General features: G+C 66.7%; 13 protein-coding genes and 1 pseudogene. 11 read left to right on the forward strand and 3 right to left on the reverse strand.

Going from position 1 to position 12,948, the window contains the following annotated elements; translation table 11 throughout:
• The 6 genes from G3N99_RS23360 to ptsP form a co-directional block, all read left to right on the forward strand.
• A partial coding sequence (locus tag G3N99_RS23360) for an ammonium transporter (RefSeq protein ID WP_241011807.1) occupies positions 1-1,278 on the forward strand: 1,278 nt, incomplete at its 5' end.
• Between the two features lie 243 nt (positions 1,279-1,521).
• Positions 1,522-2,811, forward strand: coding sequence for a glutamate--cysteine ligase (gene gshA, locus G3N99_RS23365; protein ID WP_011353295.1), 1,290 nt, complete (start codon positions 1,522-1,524; stop codon positions 2,809-2,811).
• A 26-nt stretch (positions 2,812-2,837) separates the two neighbouring features.
• Entirely contained in the window at positions 2,838-3,794 is a 957-nt protein-coding gene (gene gshB, locus G3N99_RS23370) for a glutathione synthase (protein WP_206123580.1), read from the forward strand.
• 231 nt (positions 3,795-4,025) lie between these two features.
• Positions 4,026-4,496, forward strand: coding sequence for a PTS fructose transporter subunit IIA (locus tag G3N99_RS23375; RefSeq protein WP_011353293.1), 471 nt, complete (start codon positions 4,026-4,028; stop codon positions 4,494-4,496).
• Positions 4,497-4,569: 73 nt separating this feature from the next.
• Positions 4,570-4,839 carry an HPr family phosphocarrier protein gene (locus G3N99_RS23380; RefSeq protein ID WP_011353292.1) on the forward strand — a complete coding sequence of 90 codons (270 nt, stop codon included), beginning with the start codon at positions 4,570-4,572 and terminating at the stop codon, positions 4,837-4,839.
• A 201-nt stretch (positions 4,840-5,040) separates the two neighbouring features.
• The gene (gene ptsP / locus G3N99_RS23385; RefSeq protein ID WP_174948095.1) at positions 5,041-6,813 is read left to right on the forward strand and encodes a phosphoenolpyruvate--protein phosphotransferase; all 1,773 of its coding nucleotides are present in this window, start codon (positions 5,041-5,043) and stop codon (positions 6,811-6,813) included.
• 74 nt (positions 6,814-6,887) lie between these two features.
• Here ptsP and moeB read toward each other — a convergent pair whose 3' ends face one another.
• From moeB to gpmA, 3 genes are all read right to left on the reverse strand, one after another.
• Positions 6,888-7,640, reverse strand: a complete 753-nt coding sequence (gene moeB / locus G3N99_RS23390) for a molybdopterin-synthase adenylyltransferase MoeB (protein ID WP_174989616.1) — start codon at positions 7,638-7,640, stop codon at positions 6,888-6,890.
• A 103-nt stretch (positions 7,641-7,743) separates the two neighbouring features.
• Complete coding sequence (locus G3N99_RS23395) at positions 7,744-9,291, reverse strand: S41 family peptidase (protein WP_174937775.1); 1,548 nt, start codon at positions 9,289-9,291, stop codon at positions 7,744-7,746.
• A gap of 279 nt (positions 9,292-9,570) precedes the next feature.
• Positions 9,571-10,317: a 2,3-diphosphoglycerate-dependent phosphoglycerate mutase gene (gpmA, locus tag G3N99_RS23400; protein ID WP_206123581.1), complete on the reverse strand. Its 747-nt coding sequence runs from the start codon at positions 10,315-10,317 to the stop codon at positions 9,571-9,573.
• A 135-nt stretch (positions 10,318-10,452) separates the two neighbouring features.
• Here gpmA and G3N99_RS23405 point away from each other — a divergent pair, with 135 nt between their 5' ends.
• The 5 genes and pseudogenes from G3N99_RS23405 to G3N99_RS23425 all read left to right on the forward strand — a co-directional run.
• A complete protein-coding gene (locus G3N99_RS23405; protein ID WP_011353287.1) occupies positions 10,453-10,875 on the forward strand; it encodes a rhodanese-like domain-containing protein in 423 nt (140 codons plus the stop codon).
• The gene (gene grxC / locus G3N99_RS23410; protein ID WP_039346228.1) at positions 10,872-11,132 is read left to right on the forward strand and encodes a glutaredoxin 3; all 261 of its coding nucleotides are present in this window, start codon (positions 10,872-10,874) and stop codon (positions 11,130-11,132) included. Before G3N99_RS23405 ends, grxC begins: the two co-directional genes overlap by 4 nt.
• A 107-nt stretch (positions 11,133-11,239) precedes the next feature.
• Entirely contained in the window at positions 11,240-11,722 is a 483-nt protein-coding gene (gene secB / locus G3N99_RS23415; protein WP_011353285.1) for a protein-export chaperone SecB, read from the forward strand.
• 28 nt (positions 11,723-11,750) lie between these two features.
• On the forward strand, positions 11,751-12,749 hold the full coding sequence (locus G3N99_RS23420) for an NAD(P)H-dependent glycerol-3-phosphate dehydrogenase (RefSeq protein ID WP_011353284.1): 999 nt from the start codon (positions 11,751-11,753) through the stop codon (positions 12,747-12,749).
• 95 nt (positions 12,750-12,844) lie between these two features.
• Positions 12,845-12,948 (forward strand): annotated as a pseudogene (locus tag G3N99_RS23425) (O-acetyl-ADP-ribose deacetylase); the annotation flags it as partial.

Here is a 12,948-nt window from a genome sequence, read left to right on the forward strand (position 1 = left end):
TCCGCTTCGGCCCCGGCCGCACCGGCCGCGCCGACCGAGCCGTTCTCGGTTGATTCGTCGAAGATCAGTGCGGGCGACACCGCGTGGATGCTGACCTCCACCGCGCTCGTGCTGTTCATGACGATCCCCGGCCTCGCGCTGTTCTACGCCGGCATGGTCCGCAAGAAGAACGTGCTCGCGACCGTGATGCAGAGCTTCGCGATCACCGCGGTGATCACGGTGCTGTGGACGGTGGTCGGCTACAGCCTCGCGTTCACGCCGGGCAACGGCTTCATCGGCGGCCTGTCGCGTGCGTTCCTGCACGGGATGACCTACGTCAAGGGCGACAAGGCGACGACGCTGACCGTCAGCCACCTGGCGACGACGATTCCGGAGTCGGTCTACTTCGTCTACCAGATGACGTTCGCGATCATCACGCCGGCCCTGATCTGCGGCGCGTTCGCCGACCGGATGAAGTTCTCGGCGATGCTCGTGTTCATGACGCTCTGGTCGCTGATCGTCTACGTGCCGATCGCGCACATGGTGTGGGAGCCGACCGGCTGGCTGTCGTCGGATGGCGTGCTCGACTTCGCGGGCGGCACCGTCGTGCACATCAACGCCGGTATCGCGGGCCTCGTGTCGTGCCTGATGCTCGGCAAGCGCATCGGCTTCGGTCGTGAATCGATGGCGCCGCACAACCTCGTGCTGACGATGATCGGCGGTTCGATGCTGTGGGTCGGCTGGTTCGGCTTCAACGCGGGTTCCGCGGTCGCGGCCGACGGTCGTGCCGGCTTCGCGATGCTGACGACGCAAGTCGCGACGGCCTGCGCGGCGCTCGGCTGGATGTTCGCCGAGTGGATCTCGCACGGCAAGCCGTCGGTGCTCGGCATCGTGTCGGGTGCGGTCGCGGGTCTCGTCGCGATCACGCCGGCGGCCGGCTTCGTCGGCGTGACGGGCGCACTCGTGATCGGCATCGCGGCCGGCGTCGTGTGCTTCTGGTCGGCGACGTGGCTCAAGTCGAAGCTCGGCTACGACGATTCGCTCGACGCGTTCGGCGTGCACGGCGTGGGCGGGATTCTCGGCGCACTGCTGACGGGTGTGTTCGCGGTCAAGGACATCGGCGGCGCCGACGGCAGCCTGCTGCTGCAGGCCAAGGGCGTGCTGATCACGCTGGTCTACAGCGGCGTGCTGAGCTTCGTGCTGCTGAAGCTGATCGACCTGACGATCGGTCTGCGCGTGTCGGAAGAGGAAGAGCGCGAAGGCCTCGACGTGGTCCTGCACGGCGAGCATGTCGAATAAGTCACAAGGATGACCGGCGGGCCGCCGCGACGACGGCGCCCGCCATGAATGAGCGCAGCGACTTCGGCCCGCCCACCCGGCGGGCTTTTTTTCTCCTGTCACCCACTGCCGTAGCGCATAACCCTTCGCGCTATCGGGTCAATAGCCGAAAACTTCCTCCAAACCCTTGCGAAGCCGGGAACAATCCCCAAATGGGCAGGGCAATTGCTCTACAATCTTCATTCTCCCGCTCGCGAGTGATTCATGGTTCCCCACCTCGTTACGGCGTTGAACGGTCCGCTGCTCGAACTCGAGCAGAAGATCCTCGACGCGACGCCTGCGATCGAACGCTGGTTCAGGCTCGAATGGCAGGAACATACCCCGCCGTTCTATTGTTCGGTGGACCTGCGCAACGCCGGCTTCAAGCTGGCGCCCGTCGACGCGAACCTGTTTCCCGGCGCATTCAACAATCTGCCGTCCGAAGTGCTGCCGCTCGCCGTGCAGGCTGCGATGGCCGCGATCGAGAAGATCTGCCCGGACGCGAAGAACCTGCTCGTGATTCCCGAGCTGCCGACCCGCAACGCGTTCTACCTCGAAAACGTCGCACGGCTCGCGACGATCATGCGCCAGGCCGGCCTGAACGTGCGCTTCGGCTCGCTCGACCCGAGCATCACCGACATGACGCCGATCACGCTGGCCGACGGCCAGAAGATCGTGCTCGAGCCGCTCGAGCGTTCGCAGCGCCGCCTCGGCCTGAAGAATTTCGATCCGTGCTCGATCCTGCTGAACAACGACCTGTCGGCCGGCATCCCGGCCGTGCTGGAAAACCTGCACGAGCAATACCTGCTGCCGCCGCTGCACGCAGGCTGGGCCGTGCGCCGCAAGTCGACGCACTTCTCGTGCTACGACGACGTCGCGAAGAAGTTCGCGAAGATGGTCGGCGTCGATCCGTGGATGGTGAATCCGTATTTCGCGCACGTGGAAGGCGTCGACTGGCAGGCGCATGAAGGCGAGCAGGCGCTCGCCGACGCGATCGACGGCGTGCTGAAGAAGATCGCGCGCAAGTACCGCGAATACGGGATCAGCGAGAAGCCGTACGTCGTCGTGAAGGCCGACGCGGGCACGGCGGGGCGCGGCGTGATGACCGTGCACGACGCGGCCGAGATCGGTCGCATGTCGAAGGCCGAGCGCGCGCAGATGGCCGAATCGAAGGCCGGCCTCGCGGTGCGCGACGTGATCGTGCAGGAAGGCGTGTATACGTTCGAGCGCGTCGGCGACGAAGTCGCCGAGCCCGTCGTGTACATGATCGACCGTTACGTGGTCGGCGGCTTCTACCGCACGCACGCCGGCCGTGAGCGCGACCAGAACCTGAACGCGCCCGGCATGCACTACGTGCCGCTCGGCTTCGAGCACACCGCGCTGCCGGATGCCGGCGCGAAGCCGGGTGCCGCGCCGCCGAACCGTTTCTACATGTACGGCGTCGTCGCGCGGCTGTCGCTGATCGCGTCGTCGATCGAACTGGAAAAGACCGATCCCGAAGCCATCCAGGTGTAACGGACCTTCGCCAAGTACAGGACCTCATGGACATTCTCTTTATCGCCGACCCGCTCGAGCGCTTCAAGATCTACAAGGATTCGACCTACGCGATGATGGCCGAGGCGGCGCGGCGCGGGCATGCGGTGTACGCGTGCGAGCCGAACCACCTCGCGTGGACGGGTTCGGCCGTCGAGGCCGACGTGCGCCGCATCACGTTCGTCGGCGACCCGGACGACCCGCATCGCGAGACGTGGTACGAGGCCGGGCCGGTCGACGCGCGCCGCCTCGAATCGTTCGGCGCGGTGCTGATGCGCAAGGATCCGCCGTTCGACATGGAATACGTGACGTCGACCTGGCTGCTGGAGCTGGCCGAGCGTGCCGGCGCGCGCGTGTTCAACAAGGCGCAGTCGATCCGCGACCATTCGGAAAAGCTCGCGATCGGCGAGTTTCCGCAGTTCGTCGCGCCGACGCTCGTCACGCGCGACGCGAAACGGCTGCGCGCATTCCACGCCGAGCACGGCGACGTGATCCTGAAACCGCTCGACGGGATGGGCGGGATGGGCGTGTTCCGCGTGAAGCCGGACGGCATGAACCTCGGTTCGATCATCGAGATGCTGAGTCACGACGGCACGCGTTCGGTGATGGCGCAGAAATTCATCCCCGAGATCAAGGCCGGCGACAAGCGCATCCTGTTGATCGGCGGCGAGCCGGTGCCGTTTTCGCTCGCCCGGATTCCGCAGGGCAGCGAAGTGCGCGGCAATCTGGCAGCGGGCGGGCTCGGCGTTGCGCAGCCGCTGACCGCGCGCGATCGCGAGATCGCCGAAACGCTCGGGCCCGTGCTTGCGGCCCGCGGGTTGCTGCTGGTCGGCCTCGATGCGATCGGCGACTGGCTGACCGAGGTGAACGTCACGAGCCCGACGTGCTTCCGCGAGATCATGGAGCAGACGGGCTTCGACGTCGCCGCGATGTTCATCGACGCGCTGGAGCGTGCGGCCGCGTAGGCCGCTTTCCCGCGCAACCCCGGCGGCGGCCGCGCAGGTCCCCCGTCGCCGGAGCAGTTCGACCGGCCTGCTACAATGCCCGCTTGCCCGGTGCCGCGATCGCGCACCAAAGGCCCGGCGGTCGGGCCGAAACTGTTGCAAGGCTGAACATGGAACGTTTCCCACACTCGCTACGCTCATTGCCCCGCCGCGGGGTGTCGGCCCGCCAGGGGCGGCCGGGAGCGATCTGACATGGCCGGGATCCTGATCATCGCGCACGCCCCGCTCGCCACCGCGCTGCGGGACTGCATCGCGCACATCTATGGCGGCGTGCCCGCCCGCATCGGCTGTATCGACGTGACGGCGGACAGCGATCCGACCCAGGTGATGGCGTTCGCGCACGCGGAACTCGCACGGCTCAAGGAAGAGAACGGCGTGGTCGTGCTGACCGACATGTACGGCGCGACGCCCGCGAACATCGCGGGCCAGCTGGCCAAGATCGACAACGTGCGCGTGCTCGCGGGCGTGAACCTGCCGATGCTCGTGCGGGCCGTCTGCTACCGCACCGTGCCGCTCGACAAGCTGGTCGACAAGGCGCTGTCCGGCGGCGCGAAGGGCGTCCACGAGGTGTCGGCCGGTACGCCGCCGCCGCCGACGGAAACCGGCTGCGGCCAGTGCGCGCCGATTCCGCCCGAACCGCAGCCGCGCACCGAGTCGCACTGATTTCCCGTTTTCCGTTTTAGACAGCACCGCCGACGCGCGCCGCCGGCGGCCCCGACCGACCCGACCGAGAATCATGCTTCAACAAGAAACCACCATCGTCAACAAATTGGGGCTCCATGCGCGCGCATCGGCCAAGCTTACGCAACTGGCCGGCAACTTCCAGTCGGAAGTCTGGATGACGCGCAACGGGCGCAAGATCAATGCGAAGAGCATCATGGGCGTGATGATGCTGGCGGCGGGCATCGGCAGCACCGTGACGATCGAGACCGAAGGGTCCGACGAGCAGGAAGCGATGGACGCGCTACTGAAGCTGATCGCCGACAAGTTCGGCGAAGGCCAGTGATCCGCACGCGGGATCGTTGCCGTTTCCAGTCAGAATGCCGCGGATTCCGCGGCATTTTTTTCGTCGGAAGCATTGATGCGGAATGCGCAATGCTGCGGTGCATGCAGTCAGCGGGGAGTCGCGGAATTTATAATCGCTAACCGGGGTCATAAGCGCATCGCAGCAGTGTGCCGCGGCTTTACTTGTACAGAGGAGGTGCGCGTGTCCTTCACGCTGCATGGCATTCCCGTCTCACGTGGTATCGCGATCGGGCGAGCGTATCTGATCGCGCCGGCGGCGCTCGACGTCGCCCATTACCTGGTCGAGGCAAACCAGATCGATGCGGAGGTCGAGCGCTTCCGCACGGCGCTCGAGGTCGTGCATCACGAACTCGAAGCGCTGCGCGCCGACCTGACCGACGACACGCCGAGCGAAGTCGGCGCATTCATCGACGTCCACGCGATGATCCTGAGCGACGAGATGCTCGTACAGGAAACCATCGACCTGATCCGCACGCGTCGCTACAACGTCGAGTGGGCGCTGACCGAGCAGCTCGAGCTGCTCACGCGCCACTTCGACGACATCGAGGACGAATACCTGCGCGAGCGCAAGGCCGACATCGAGCAGGTGGTCGAGCGCGTGCTGAAGGCGCTCGCGGGTGCGCCGTCCGCGTCGCAGGCACTGGATCGCGCGGCCAAGAACGGCACGAACGAGATGATCGTCGTCGCGCACGACATCGCGCCGGCCGACATGATGCAGTTCAAGTCGCAGTCGTTCCAGGCGTTCGTCACCGACCTCGGCGGGCGTACGTCGCACACGGCGATCGTCGCGCGCAGCCTCGGCATTCCGGCCGCGGTCGGCGTGCAGCATGCGAGCGCGCTGATCCGCCAGGACGACCTGATCATCGTCGACGGCGACCAGGGCATCGTGATCGTCGATCCGGCGCCGATCGTCCTCGAGGAATATTCGTACCGGCAGTCCGAGAAGCTGCTGGAGCAACGCAAGCTGCAGCGTTTGAAGTTCTCGCCGACGCAAACGTTGTGCGGCACCAAGATCGAGCTGTACGCGAACATCGAGCTGCCCGACGACGCGAAGGCGGCCGTCGAGGCCGGCGCGGTCGGCGTCGGGCTGTTCCGCTCCGAGTTCCTGTTCATGCATCAGAAGGAGATGCCGGAAGAGGAGGAGCAGTTCGCCGCGTACAAGCGGGCGGTCGAGTGGATGAAGGGCATGCCCGTGACGATCCGCACGATCGACGTCGGCGCGGACAAGCCGCTCGAGGCGCTCGACGAAGGCTACGAGACGGCGCCGAACCCCGCGCTCGGCCTGCGCGCGATCCGCTGGAGCCTGTCCGAGCCGCAGATGTTCCTGACGCAGTTGCGCGCGATCCTGCGCGCGTCCGCGTTCGGCCAGGTGAAGATCCTGATCCCGATGCTCGCGCACGCGCAGGAGATCGACCAGACGCTCGACCTGATCCGCGAGGCGAAGCGCCAGCTCGACGACGCGGGGCTCGCGTACGACCCGAACGTGCGCCTCGGCGCGATGATCGAGATCCCGGCCGCGGCGATCGCGCTGCCGCTGTTCCTGAAGCGGTTCGATTTCCTGTCGATCGGCACGAACGACCTGATCCAGTACACGCTCGCGATCGACCGCGCGGACAACGCGGTCGCGCACCTGTACGACCCGCTGCATCCGGCCGTGCTGCACCTGATCGCCTATACGCTGCGCGAAGCGAAGCGCGCGGGCGTGTCCGTGTCGGTGTGCGGGGAAATGGCCGGCGATCCGGCGCTCACGCGCCTGTTGCTCGGGATGGGGCTCACCGAGTTCTCGATGCACCCGAGCCAGCTGCTCGTCGTGAAGCAGGAGATCCTGCGTGCGCACTTGAAGGCGCTCGAAAAGCCGACGGCCGACGTGCTTGCCGCGTTCGAGCCGGAGGAAGTGCAGGCCGCATTGCAGCGCCTGTCGGTCGCGGAGCCGCGCGCGGACGCGGCTGCTTGACGCACCTGCGTCGCCGCTAAAACCTTAGCGAAGTGTCACCAAGCATGCGCCGACAGGCGCATGCCCGTCGCGCGTCAGTGCCGGCCCCCGCACACGGGGCAGTCGGCCTGGCGCGCGATTTTCATTGTCGTCCATTCCATCCGCAGCGAATCGAGCATCATCAGCCGGCCGTTGAGCGTCTTGCCGATTTCGCCGATCACGCGCAGCGCCTCGGCGGCCTGCATCGCGCCGATGATCCCGACCGTCGGCGCGAACACGCCCATCGTCGCGCATGCGACTTCCTCGAACGGCTGGTCTTCCGGGAACACGCACGCATAGCAGGGCGCGGCCGGGTCGCGGAAATCGAACGTGCTGATCTGGCCGTCGAAGCGCAGCGCGGCGCCCGATACGAGCGGCACGCCATGCGCGACGCACGCGCGATTGATCGCATGCCGCGTCGCGAAGTTGTCGGTGCAGTCGAGCACGACGGTCGCATGCGGCACGTGCGCGTCGAGCCATGCATCGTCGACGCGCTCCGCGACCGCGTTCACCTTCACCTCGGGGTTCAGCTGTGCGAGCGCGTCGCGCCCCGATTCGACCTTGTGGCGGCCGACCGATGCGGTCACGTGCAGGATCTGCCGCTGCAGGTTCGTGAGGTCGACCGTGTCGGCGTCGACGAGCGTGATCGTGCCGACGCCCGATGCCGCGAGGTACATCGCGGCGGGCGAGCCTAGGCCACCCGCGCCGACGACGATCGCATGCGCATCGAGAAAGCGCTGCTGCGCCTCGATGCCGATTTCGTCGACGAGGATGTGACGGGAGTAGCGAAGGAGTTGATCGTCGTTCATGGGGAGTCGTGGCGAGGCGGCGTATGTGTCGTTATTTTAGGCGCGCATGAAAAACGGGCCATCGCGGTCTTCCCGCGATGGCCCGTCGGATGCCGGCCGGCGCTTACTGCGGCGCCGACGCGGGCTTCGGTGCGGCTGCCGGCTTCGCGCTTGCGCCCGATGCCTTCGAGGTCGCAGCCTTGCCGGCCGGGCTCTTGGTCGTGCTCTCGGCGAGCAGCGACTTCGATTCCTGGACCGGCTTGCCTTCGAGCTTGTTGAGCGCCTGCTGCATCATGAAGTCGTCGGCGCTGCCGAACTCGATCGGCTTGCGATCGCGATCCTTCTGGCGCTGCTCCGGCGTCTTCTTGTCGTTCTGCTCTTCGAGAATGCGCAGTTGATCCATGCGGCGCTGCTCGCGGTCTTCCTGTTCCTTCTTCTCGTTCGGATCCTGCGTGTTCGCAAGATGGTTCGAGTAGTCGACTTCGCGCGTCACGAGCACGTCGTCCGGATCGCCGTCCGCGTACTGATCGACCGGCACGTCCGGCGTGATGCCCTTGTTCTGGATCGAACGGCCGCTCGGCGTGTAGTAGTACGCGGTGGTCAGGCGCAGTGCGGTGTCGGCCGTCATCGGGCGGACCGTCTGCACCGAACCCTTGCCGAACGTCGTCTTGCCCATGATCTGCGCGCGCTTCGAATCCTGCAGCGCACCGGCGACGATTTCCGACGCGGACGCCGAATAGGCGTTCGTCAGCACGATCATCGGCACGGTCTTGAAGACCGGCGGCAGGTTCTTCAGCGGATCGCCATCGAAGGACGGCAGGCGATAGTTGTCGTACGTATCGCGGTAGACCTGCTTCGAATCGGCGATCTGGCCGTTGGTCGACACGACGACGGAGTCGGGCGGCAGGAACGCGCCGGCCACGCCGACCGCGCTCTGCAGCAGGCCGCCGCCGTTGTTGCGCAGGTCGAGGACGAGGCCCTTCAGGTTCGGCTGCTGGCGCGCGATGTCCTGCAGCTTCTGGGCGAGATCGGGCGTCGTGCGCTCCTGGAAGCTCGTGATGCGGACATACGCGTAGCCCGGATCGAGGATCTTCATCTTCACGCTCTGGACCTTGATGATCGCGCGCGTGACCGTGACCGGGAACGTGCGGTCGTCGCTCTTGCGGAAGATCGTCAGCGTGACCTTGGTGCCCGGCTCGCCGCGCATCTGCTTGACGGCCTTGTCGAGCGTCATGCCGCGCACCGGCTTGTCGTTGATGCGGGTGATCAGGTCGCCCGGACGGATGCCGGCGCGGAACGCGGGGGTGTCTTCGATCGGCGAGATCACCTTGACGAGGCCGTCTTCCTGCGAGATCTCGATGCCGAGACCCGCGAAGCGGCCCTTCGTCTGCTCCTGCAGCTCGTCATAGTCGGTCTTGTCGAGGAACGACGAGTGCGGGTCGAGGCTCGACACCATGCCCTTGATCGCGGCCGTCAGCAGCTTCTTGTCGTCGACCGGTTCGACGTACTCGCGCTTGATCTGTCCGAAAACTTCCGCGAACAGGCGGAGCTGGTCGAGGGGAAGCGGCGCCGTGGCGGTCTGCTCGGCCGATGCGGAAACCTGCAGCGTGGCGAACACGCCCGTGGCGAGGCCCGCGGCAATCAGGCCGATGTTCTTCAATTTCATTCGCATAGAGATCTGGTGCGGTCGGGAAGCGCGTGGCGGTAGCGGGGATGATGTAGCGGACAAGTATAACTGTTCGTCCGATAACTCAGTGGAACGGCGCGAAAAGCGTCGAAAAGGGCCCGGAGCCGGCCTGGCGGGGCACCGCCGCACGCGCTGCGGGTTCGAAAGCGGTTTCGACAGCGCCGGCGCCGCGAAGGTTCGCGCGGTGCGCCGGCCAAGGGCCGGGGCAGGGGCCGGGCGGGCCGGACCGGACGCGGCCCGCCCGGCTCACCCGGCCGACGGGCGTCAGCCCGCCTTGCCCTGCTTCGCGACGGCGGCTTGCGCCTGCGCGATCGCGTCCTGGTCGCCGAGGTAATAGTGCTTGATCGGCTTGAGGTTCTCGTCGAGTTCATACACGAGCGGCACGCCGTTCGGGATGTTCAGGCCGACGATGTCGCTGTCCGAGATGCCGTCGAGGTACTTGATCAGTGCGCGCAGCGAGTTGCCGTGCGCGGCGATCAGCACCTGCTTGCCGGCGCGGACCGCCGGGGCGATCGACTCGTTCCACAGCGGCAGTACGCGCGCGACCGTGTCCTTCAGGCACTCGGTGAGCGGCAGCTGCTCGCGCGGCACCTTCGCATAGCGCGGGTCGTTGAACGGCGCGCGTTCGTCGGTCGATTCGAGCGCGGGCGGCGGCGTGTCGTAGCTGCGGCGCCACACGAGCACCTGGTCGTCGCCGAACTTCGCGGCCGTTTCGGCCTTGTTCAGGCCCGACAGCGCGCCGTAGTGGCGCTCGTTCAGGCGCCACGAGTGGACGACCGGCAGGTACATGAGGTCCATCTTGTCCTGCACGTGCCACAGCGTGCGGATCGCGCGCTTGAGCACCGACGTGTACGCGATGTCGAACGTGTAGCCGGCCTCCTTGAGCAATTCGCCGGCCTGATAGGCCTCGTTGCGACCCTGTTCGGTCAGGTCGACGTCGACCCAGCCGGTGAAGCGGTTTTCCTTGTTCCACGTCGATTCGCCGTGGCGGATGAGAACGAGTTTGTACATGGATCTTGCGGTCGGTAGTGAAGGAAGCTGTGGCGCGTCGCGCAGGACCCGACCCGGGCCCGCCATCGCGCAAGACGGTTATTTTATAATGGCGGGATTGTCCTCATCCGATTTCTCTTTTTCCGGCGGAATTCCGTGACGTTCTTTACCGATTACACCAACCTGGCCCTTATCGCGATCCTGGTGGTATCCGGCGGCCTGCTGGCCTGGCCCGCGCTGCGCCGCGGCCGCGGCGGCCTGTCCGCCGCAGAGGCGACGCAACTCATCAATCGCCGCAACGCGGTCGTGATCGACGTGCGCGCCGCATCCGATTTCGCTGCCGGCCACCTGCCGTCGGCACGTCAGGTGGCGGCGGGCGAGATCGGCACGAAGATCGCGCAAGTCGCGAAGAACAAGAGCACCCCGGTGCTGCTCGTCTGCCAGAACGGCCAGCAGTCGCAGAAGGCGGCGCGCGAGGTCGAGGCGGCGGGCTACGCCGAGGTGCACGTGCTCGAGGGCGGCGTGGCCGCCTGGCAGCAGGCCGGGATGCCGGTCGTCAAACAAGGAGTGGCGAAGTGAACAAGGTTTTGATGTACAGCACGCAGGTGTGTCCGTATTGCATCCAGGCCGAGCGCCTGCTGAAGCTGCGCGGTGTCGAGCAGATCGAGAAGGTGCTGATCGACCGCGATCCGGCCCGCCGCGACGAAATGATGACGCGCACGGGGCGCCGCACGGTGCCGCAGATCTATATCGGCGACACGCACGTCGGCGGTTACGACGATCTGTCGAAGCTCGACCGCGAAGGCGGGCTCGTACCGCTTCTGCAAGCGGCCTGATTAGGGCAGAATGGCCGCCGGCCGCGCCGCGGCTTGGGCGCGCAGGAATCATCCGTGGCGGCCGGCGAGAAGCCGGGCCGCCCCGTCACCACTTTTAGGGATACACCATGTCCGACGTCGAAAACCAACCGTTCTTCAACATCCAGCGCGTCTACCTGAAGGATATGTCGCTCGAGCAGCCGAATTCGCCGGCGATCTTCCTCGAGCAGGACATGCCGTCGGTTGAAGTCGAAGTCGACGTCAAGGCCGACCGCCTCGCGGAAAGCGTGTTCGAAGTCGTCGTGTCGGGCACCGTCACCGCGAAGGTGAAGGACAAGGTCGCGTTCCTGATCGAAGCGAAGCAGGCCGGCATTTTCGACATCCGCAACATTCCGGACGAACAGCTCGACCCGCTCGTCGGCATCGCTTGCCCGACGATCCTGTTCCCGTACCTGCGTTCGAACATCGCCGACGCGATCACGCGCGCGGGCTTCCCGCCGATCCACCTGGCGGAAATCAACTTCCAGGCACTGTACGAACAGCGCCTCGCGCAGCTTCAGCAGCAGGCCGGTGCCGCAGCAGGCGCACCGAACGGCACGACGCTGAACTGACGTTTTACTCGGAGGACCGGTGCTGGGTATGAAAGTAGCCGTTCTCGGCGCCGGTGCCTGGGGCACCGCGCTCGCGGGCCATCTGGCCGCGCGGCACGATACGCTTCTGTGGGCGCGCGACGCCGCGCTCATCGCCGGGCTGCAGGCCCGGCACGAAAATTCCCGCTATCTGGACGGCATCGCGCTGCCTGACGCGTTGCGCTACGACGCCGATCTCGGCGCCGCGCTCGCGCATGGCGCCGCGGACGACGCACTGTGCGTGATCGCCGCGCCCGTGGCCGGGCTGCGCACGCTGTGTCACGCGATGCGCGACGCAGGCTGCGTGCCCGCGCATGTCGTCTGGGTCTGCAAGGGCTTCGAGGCCGACACGCATCTGCTGCCGCATCAGGTGATCGCGGCCGAGTTGCCCGAACAGCACAGCAACGGCGTGCTGTCGGGGCCGAGCTTCGCCCGCGAAGTCGGGCAGTCGCTGCCCGTCGCGCTGACGGTGGCGAGCACGTCCGCCGAATGCCGCGAGCGTACGCTCGCCGCGTTCCATCATGGCGCGATGCGGATCTATACGGGCGACGACGTGGTCGGCGTCGAGGTCGGCGGCGCGGTGAAGAACGTGCTCGCGATCGCGACCGGCATCGCCGACGGCCTCGGTCTCGGGCTGAACGCGCGCGCCGCGCTGATTACGCGCGGCCTCGCTGAAATGTCGCGCCTCGGCGTCGCGCTCGGCGGCCGTGCGGAAACCTTCACGGGCCTCACGGGCCTGGGCGACCTGATCCTCACCGCCACGGGCGACCTGTCGCGCAATCGCACGGTCGGCCTGCAACTGGCGGCCGGCCGCACGCTGAACGACATCCTCGGTGCGCTCGGCCACGTGGCCGAAGGCGTGCGCTGCGCGCAGGCCGTGCTGGCCATCGCACGCGCGCAGTCGATCGAAATGCCGATCACCGAAGCCGTGTGCGGCGTGCTGTTCGACGGCATCGCACCGCGCGATGCCGTCAGCGGCCTGCTGCGGCGCGACGCACGCGCCGAGTAGTTTGACCCGGCGCCGCCTGGCGCCGTGTTTGCCTCGGGCGCGCGGCGTCAAAGCGCGCTACGCTTGAACAGTCTCCGGCGTTCCGGGAGGTTGTCATGCTGCAGATCCATTCCACCACGCTCGATGCGCAGGTCGTCGACATCACGACGCTCGATGTCGACGCGATCGTCAACGCCGCGAACGGCTCGCTGCTCGGCGG

Source organism: Burkholderia sp. Ac-20392 (assembly GCF_017104585.1).
In the GTDB taxonomy this organism is placed as follows: Bacteria; Pseudomonadota; Gammaproteobacteria; order Burkholderiales; family Burkholderiaceae; genus Burkholderia; species Burkholderia lata.

What these genes read in the sequence shown, in the direction of transcription:
- gshB (WP_206123580.1), top strand. Translation starts at nt 2,838, where the DNA reads ATGGACATTCTCTTTATCGCCGACCCGCTCGAGCGCTTCAAGATCTAC.
- gpmA (WP_206123581.1), bottom strand. Translation starts at nt 10,317, where the DNA reads ATGTACAAACTCGTTCTCATCCGCCACGGCGAATCGACGTGGAACAAG.
- secB (WP_011353285.1), top strand. Translation starts at nt 11,240, where the DNA reads ATGTCCGACGTCGAAAACCAACCGTTCTTCAACATCCAGCGCGTCTAC.
- G3N99_RS23380 (WP_011353292.1), top strand. Translation starts at nt 4,570, where the DNA reads ATGCTTCAACAAGAAACCACCATCGTCAACAAATTGGGGCTCCATGCG.
- G3N99_RS23395 (WP_174937775.1), bottom strand. Translation starts at nt 9,291, where the DNA reads ATGCGAATGAAATTGAAGAACATCGGCCTGATTGCCGCGGGCCTCGCC.
- G3N99_RS23375 (WP_011353293.1), top strand. Translation starts at nt 4,026, where the DNA reads ATGGCCGGGATCCTGATCATCGCGCACGCCCCGCTCGCCACCGCGCTG.
- moeB (WP_174989616.1), bottom strand. Translation starts at nt 7,640, where the DNA reads ATGAACGACGATCAACTCCTTCGCTACTCCCGTCACATCCTCGTCGAC.
- gshA (WP_011353295.1), top strand. Translation starts at nt 1,522, where the DNA reads ATGGTTCCCCACCTCGTTACGGCGTTGAACGGTCCGCTGCTCGAACTC.
- G3N99_RS23420 (WP_011353284.1), top strand. Translation starts at nt 11,751, where the DNA reads ATGAAAGTAGCCGTTCTCGGCGCCGGTGCCTGGGGCACCGCGCTCGCG.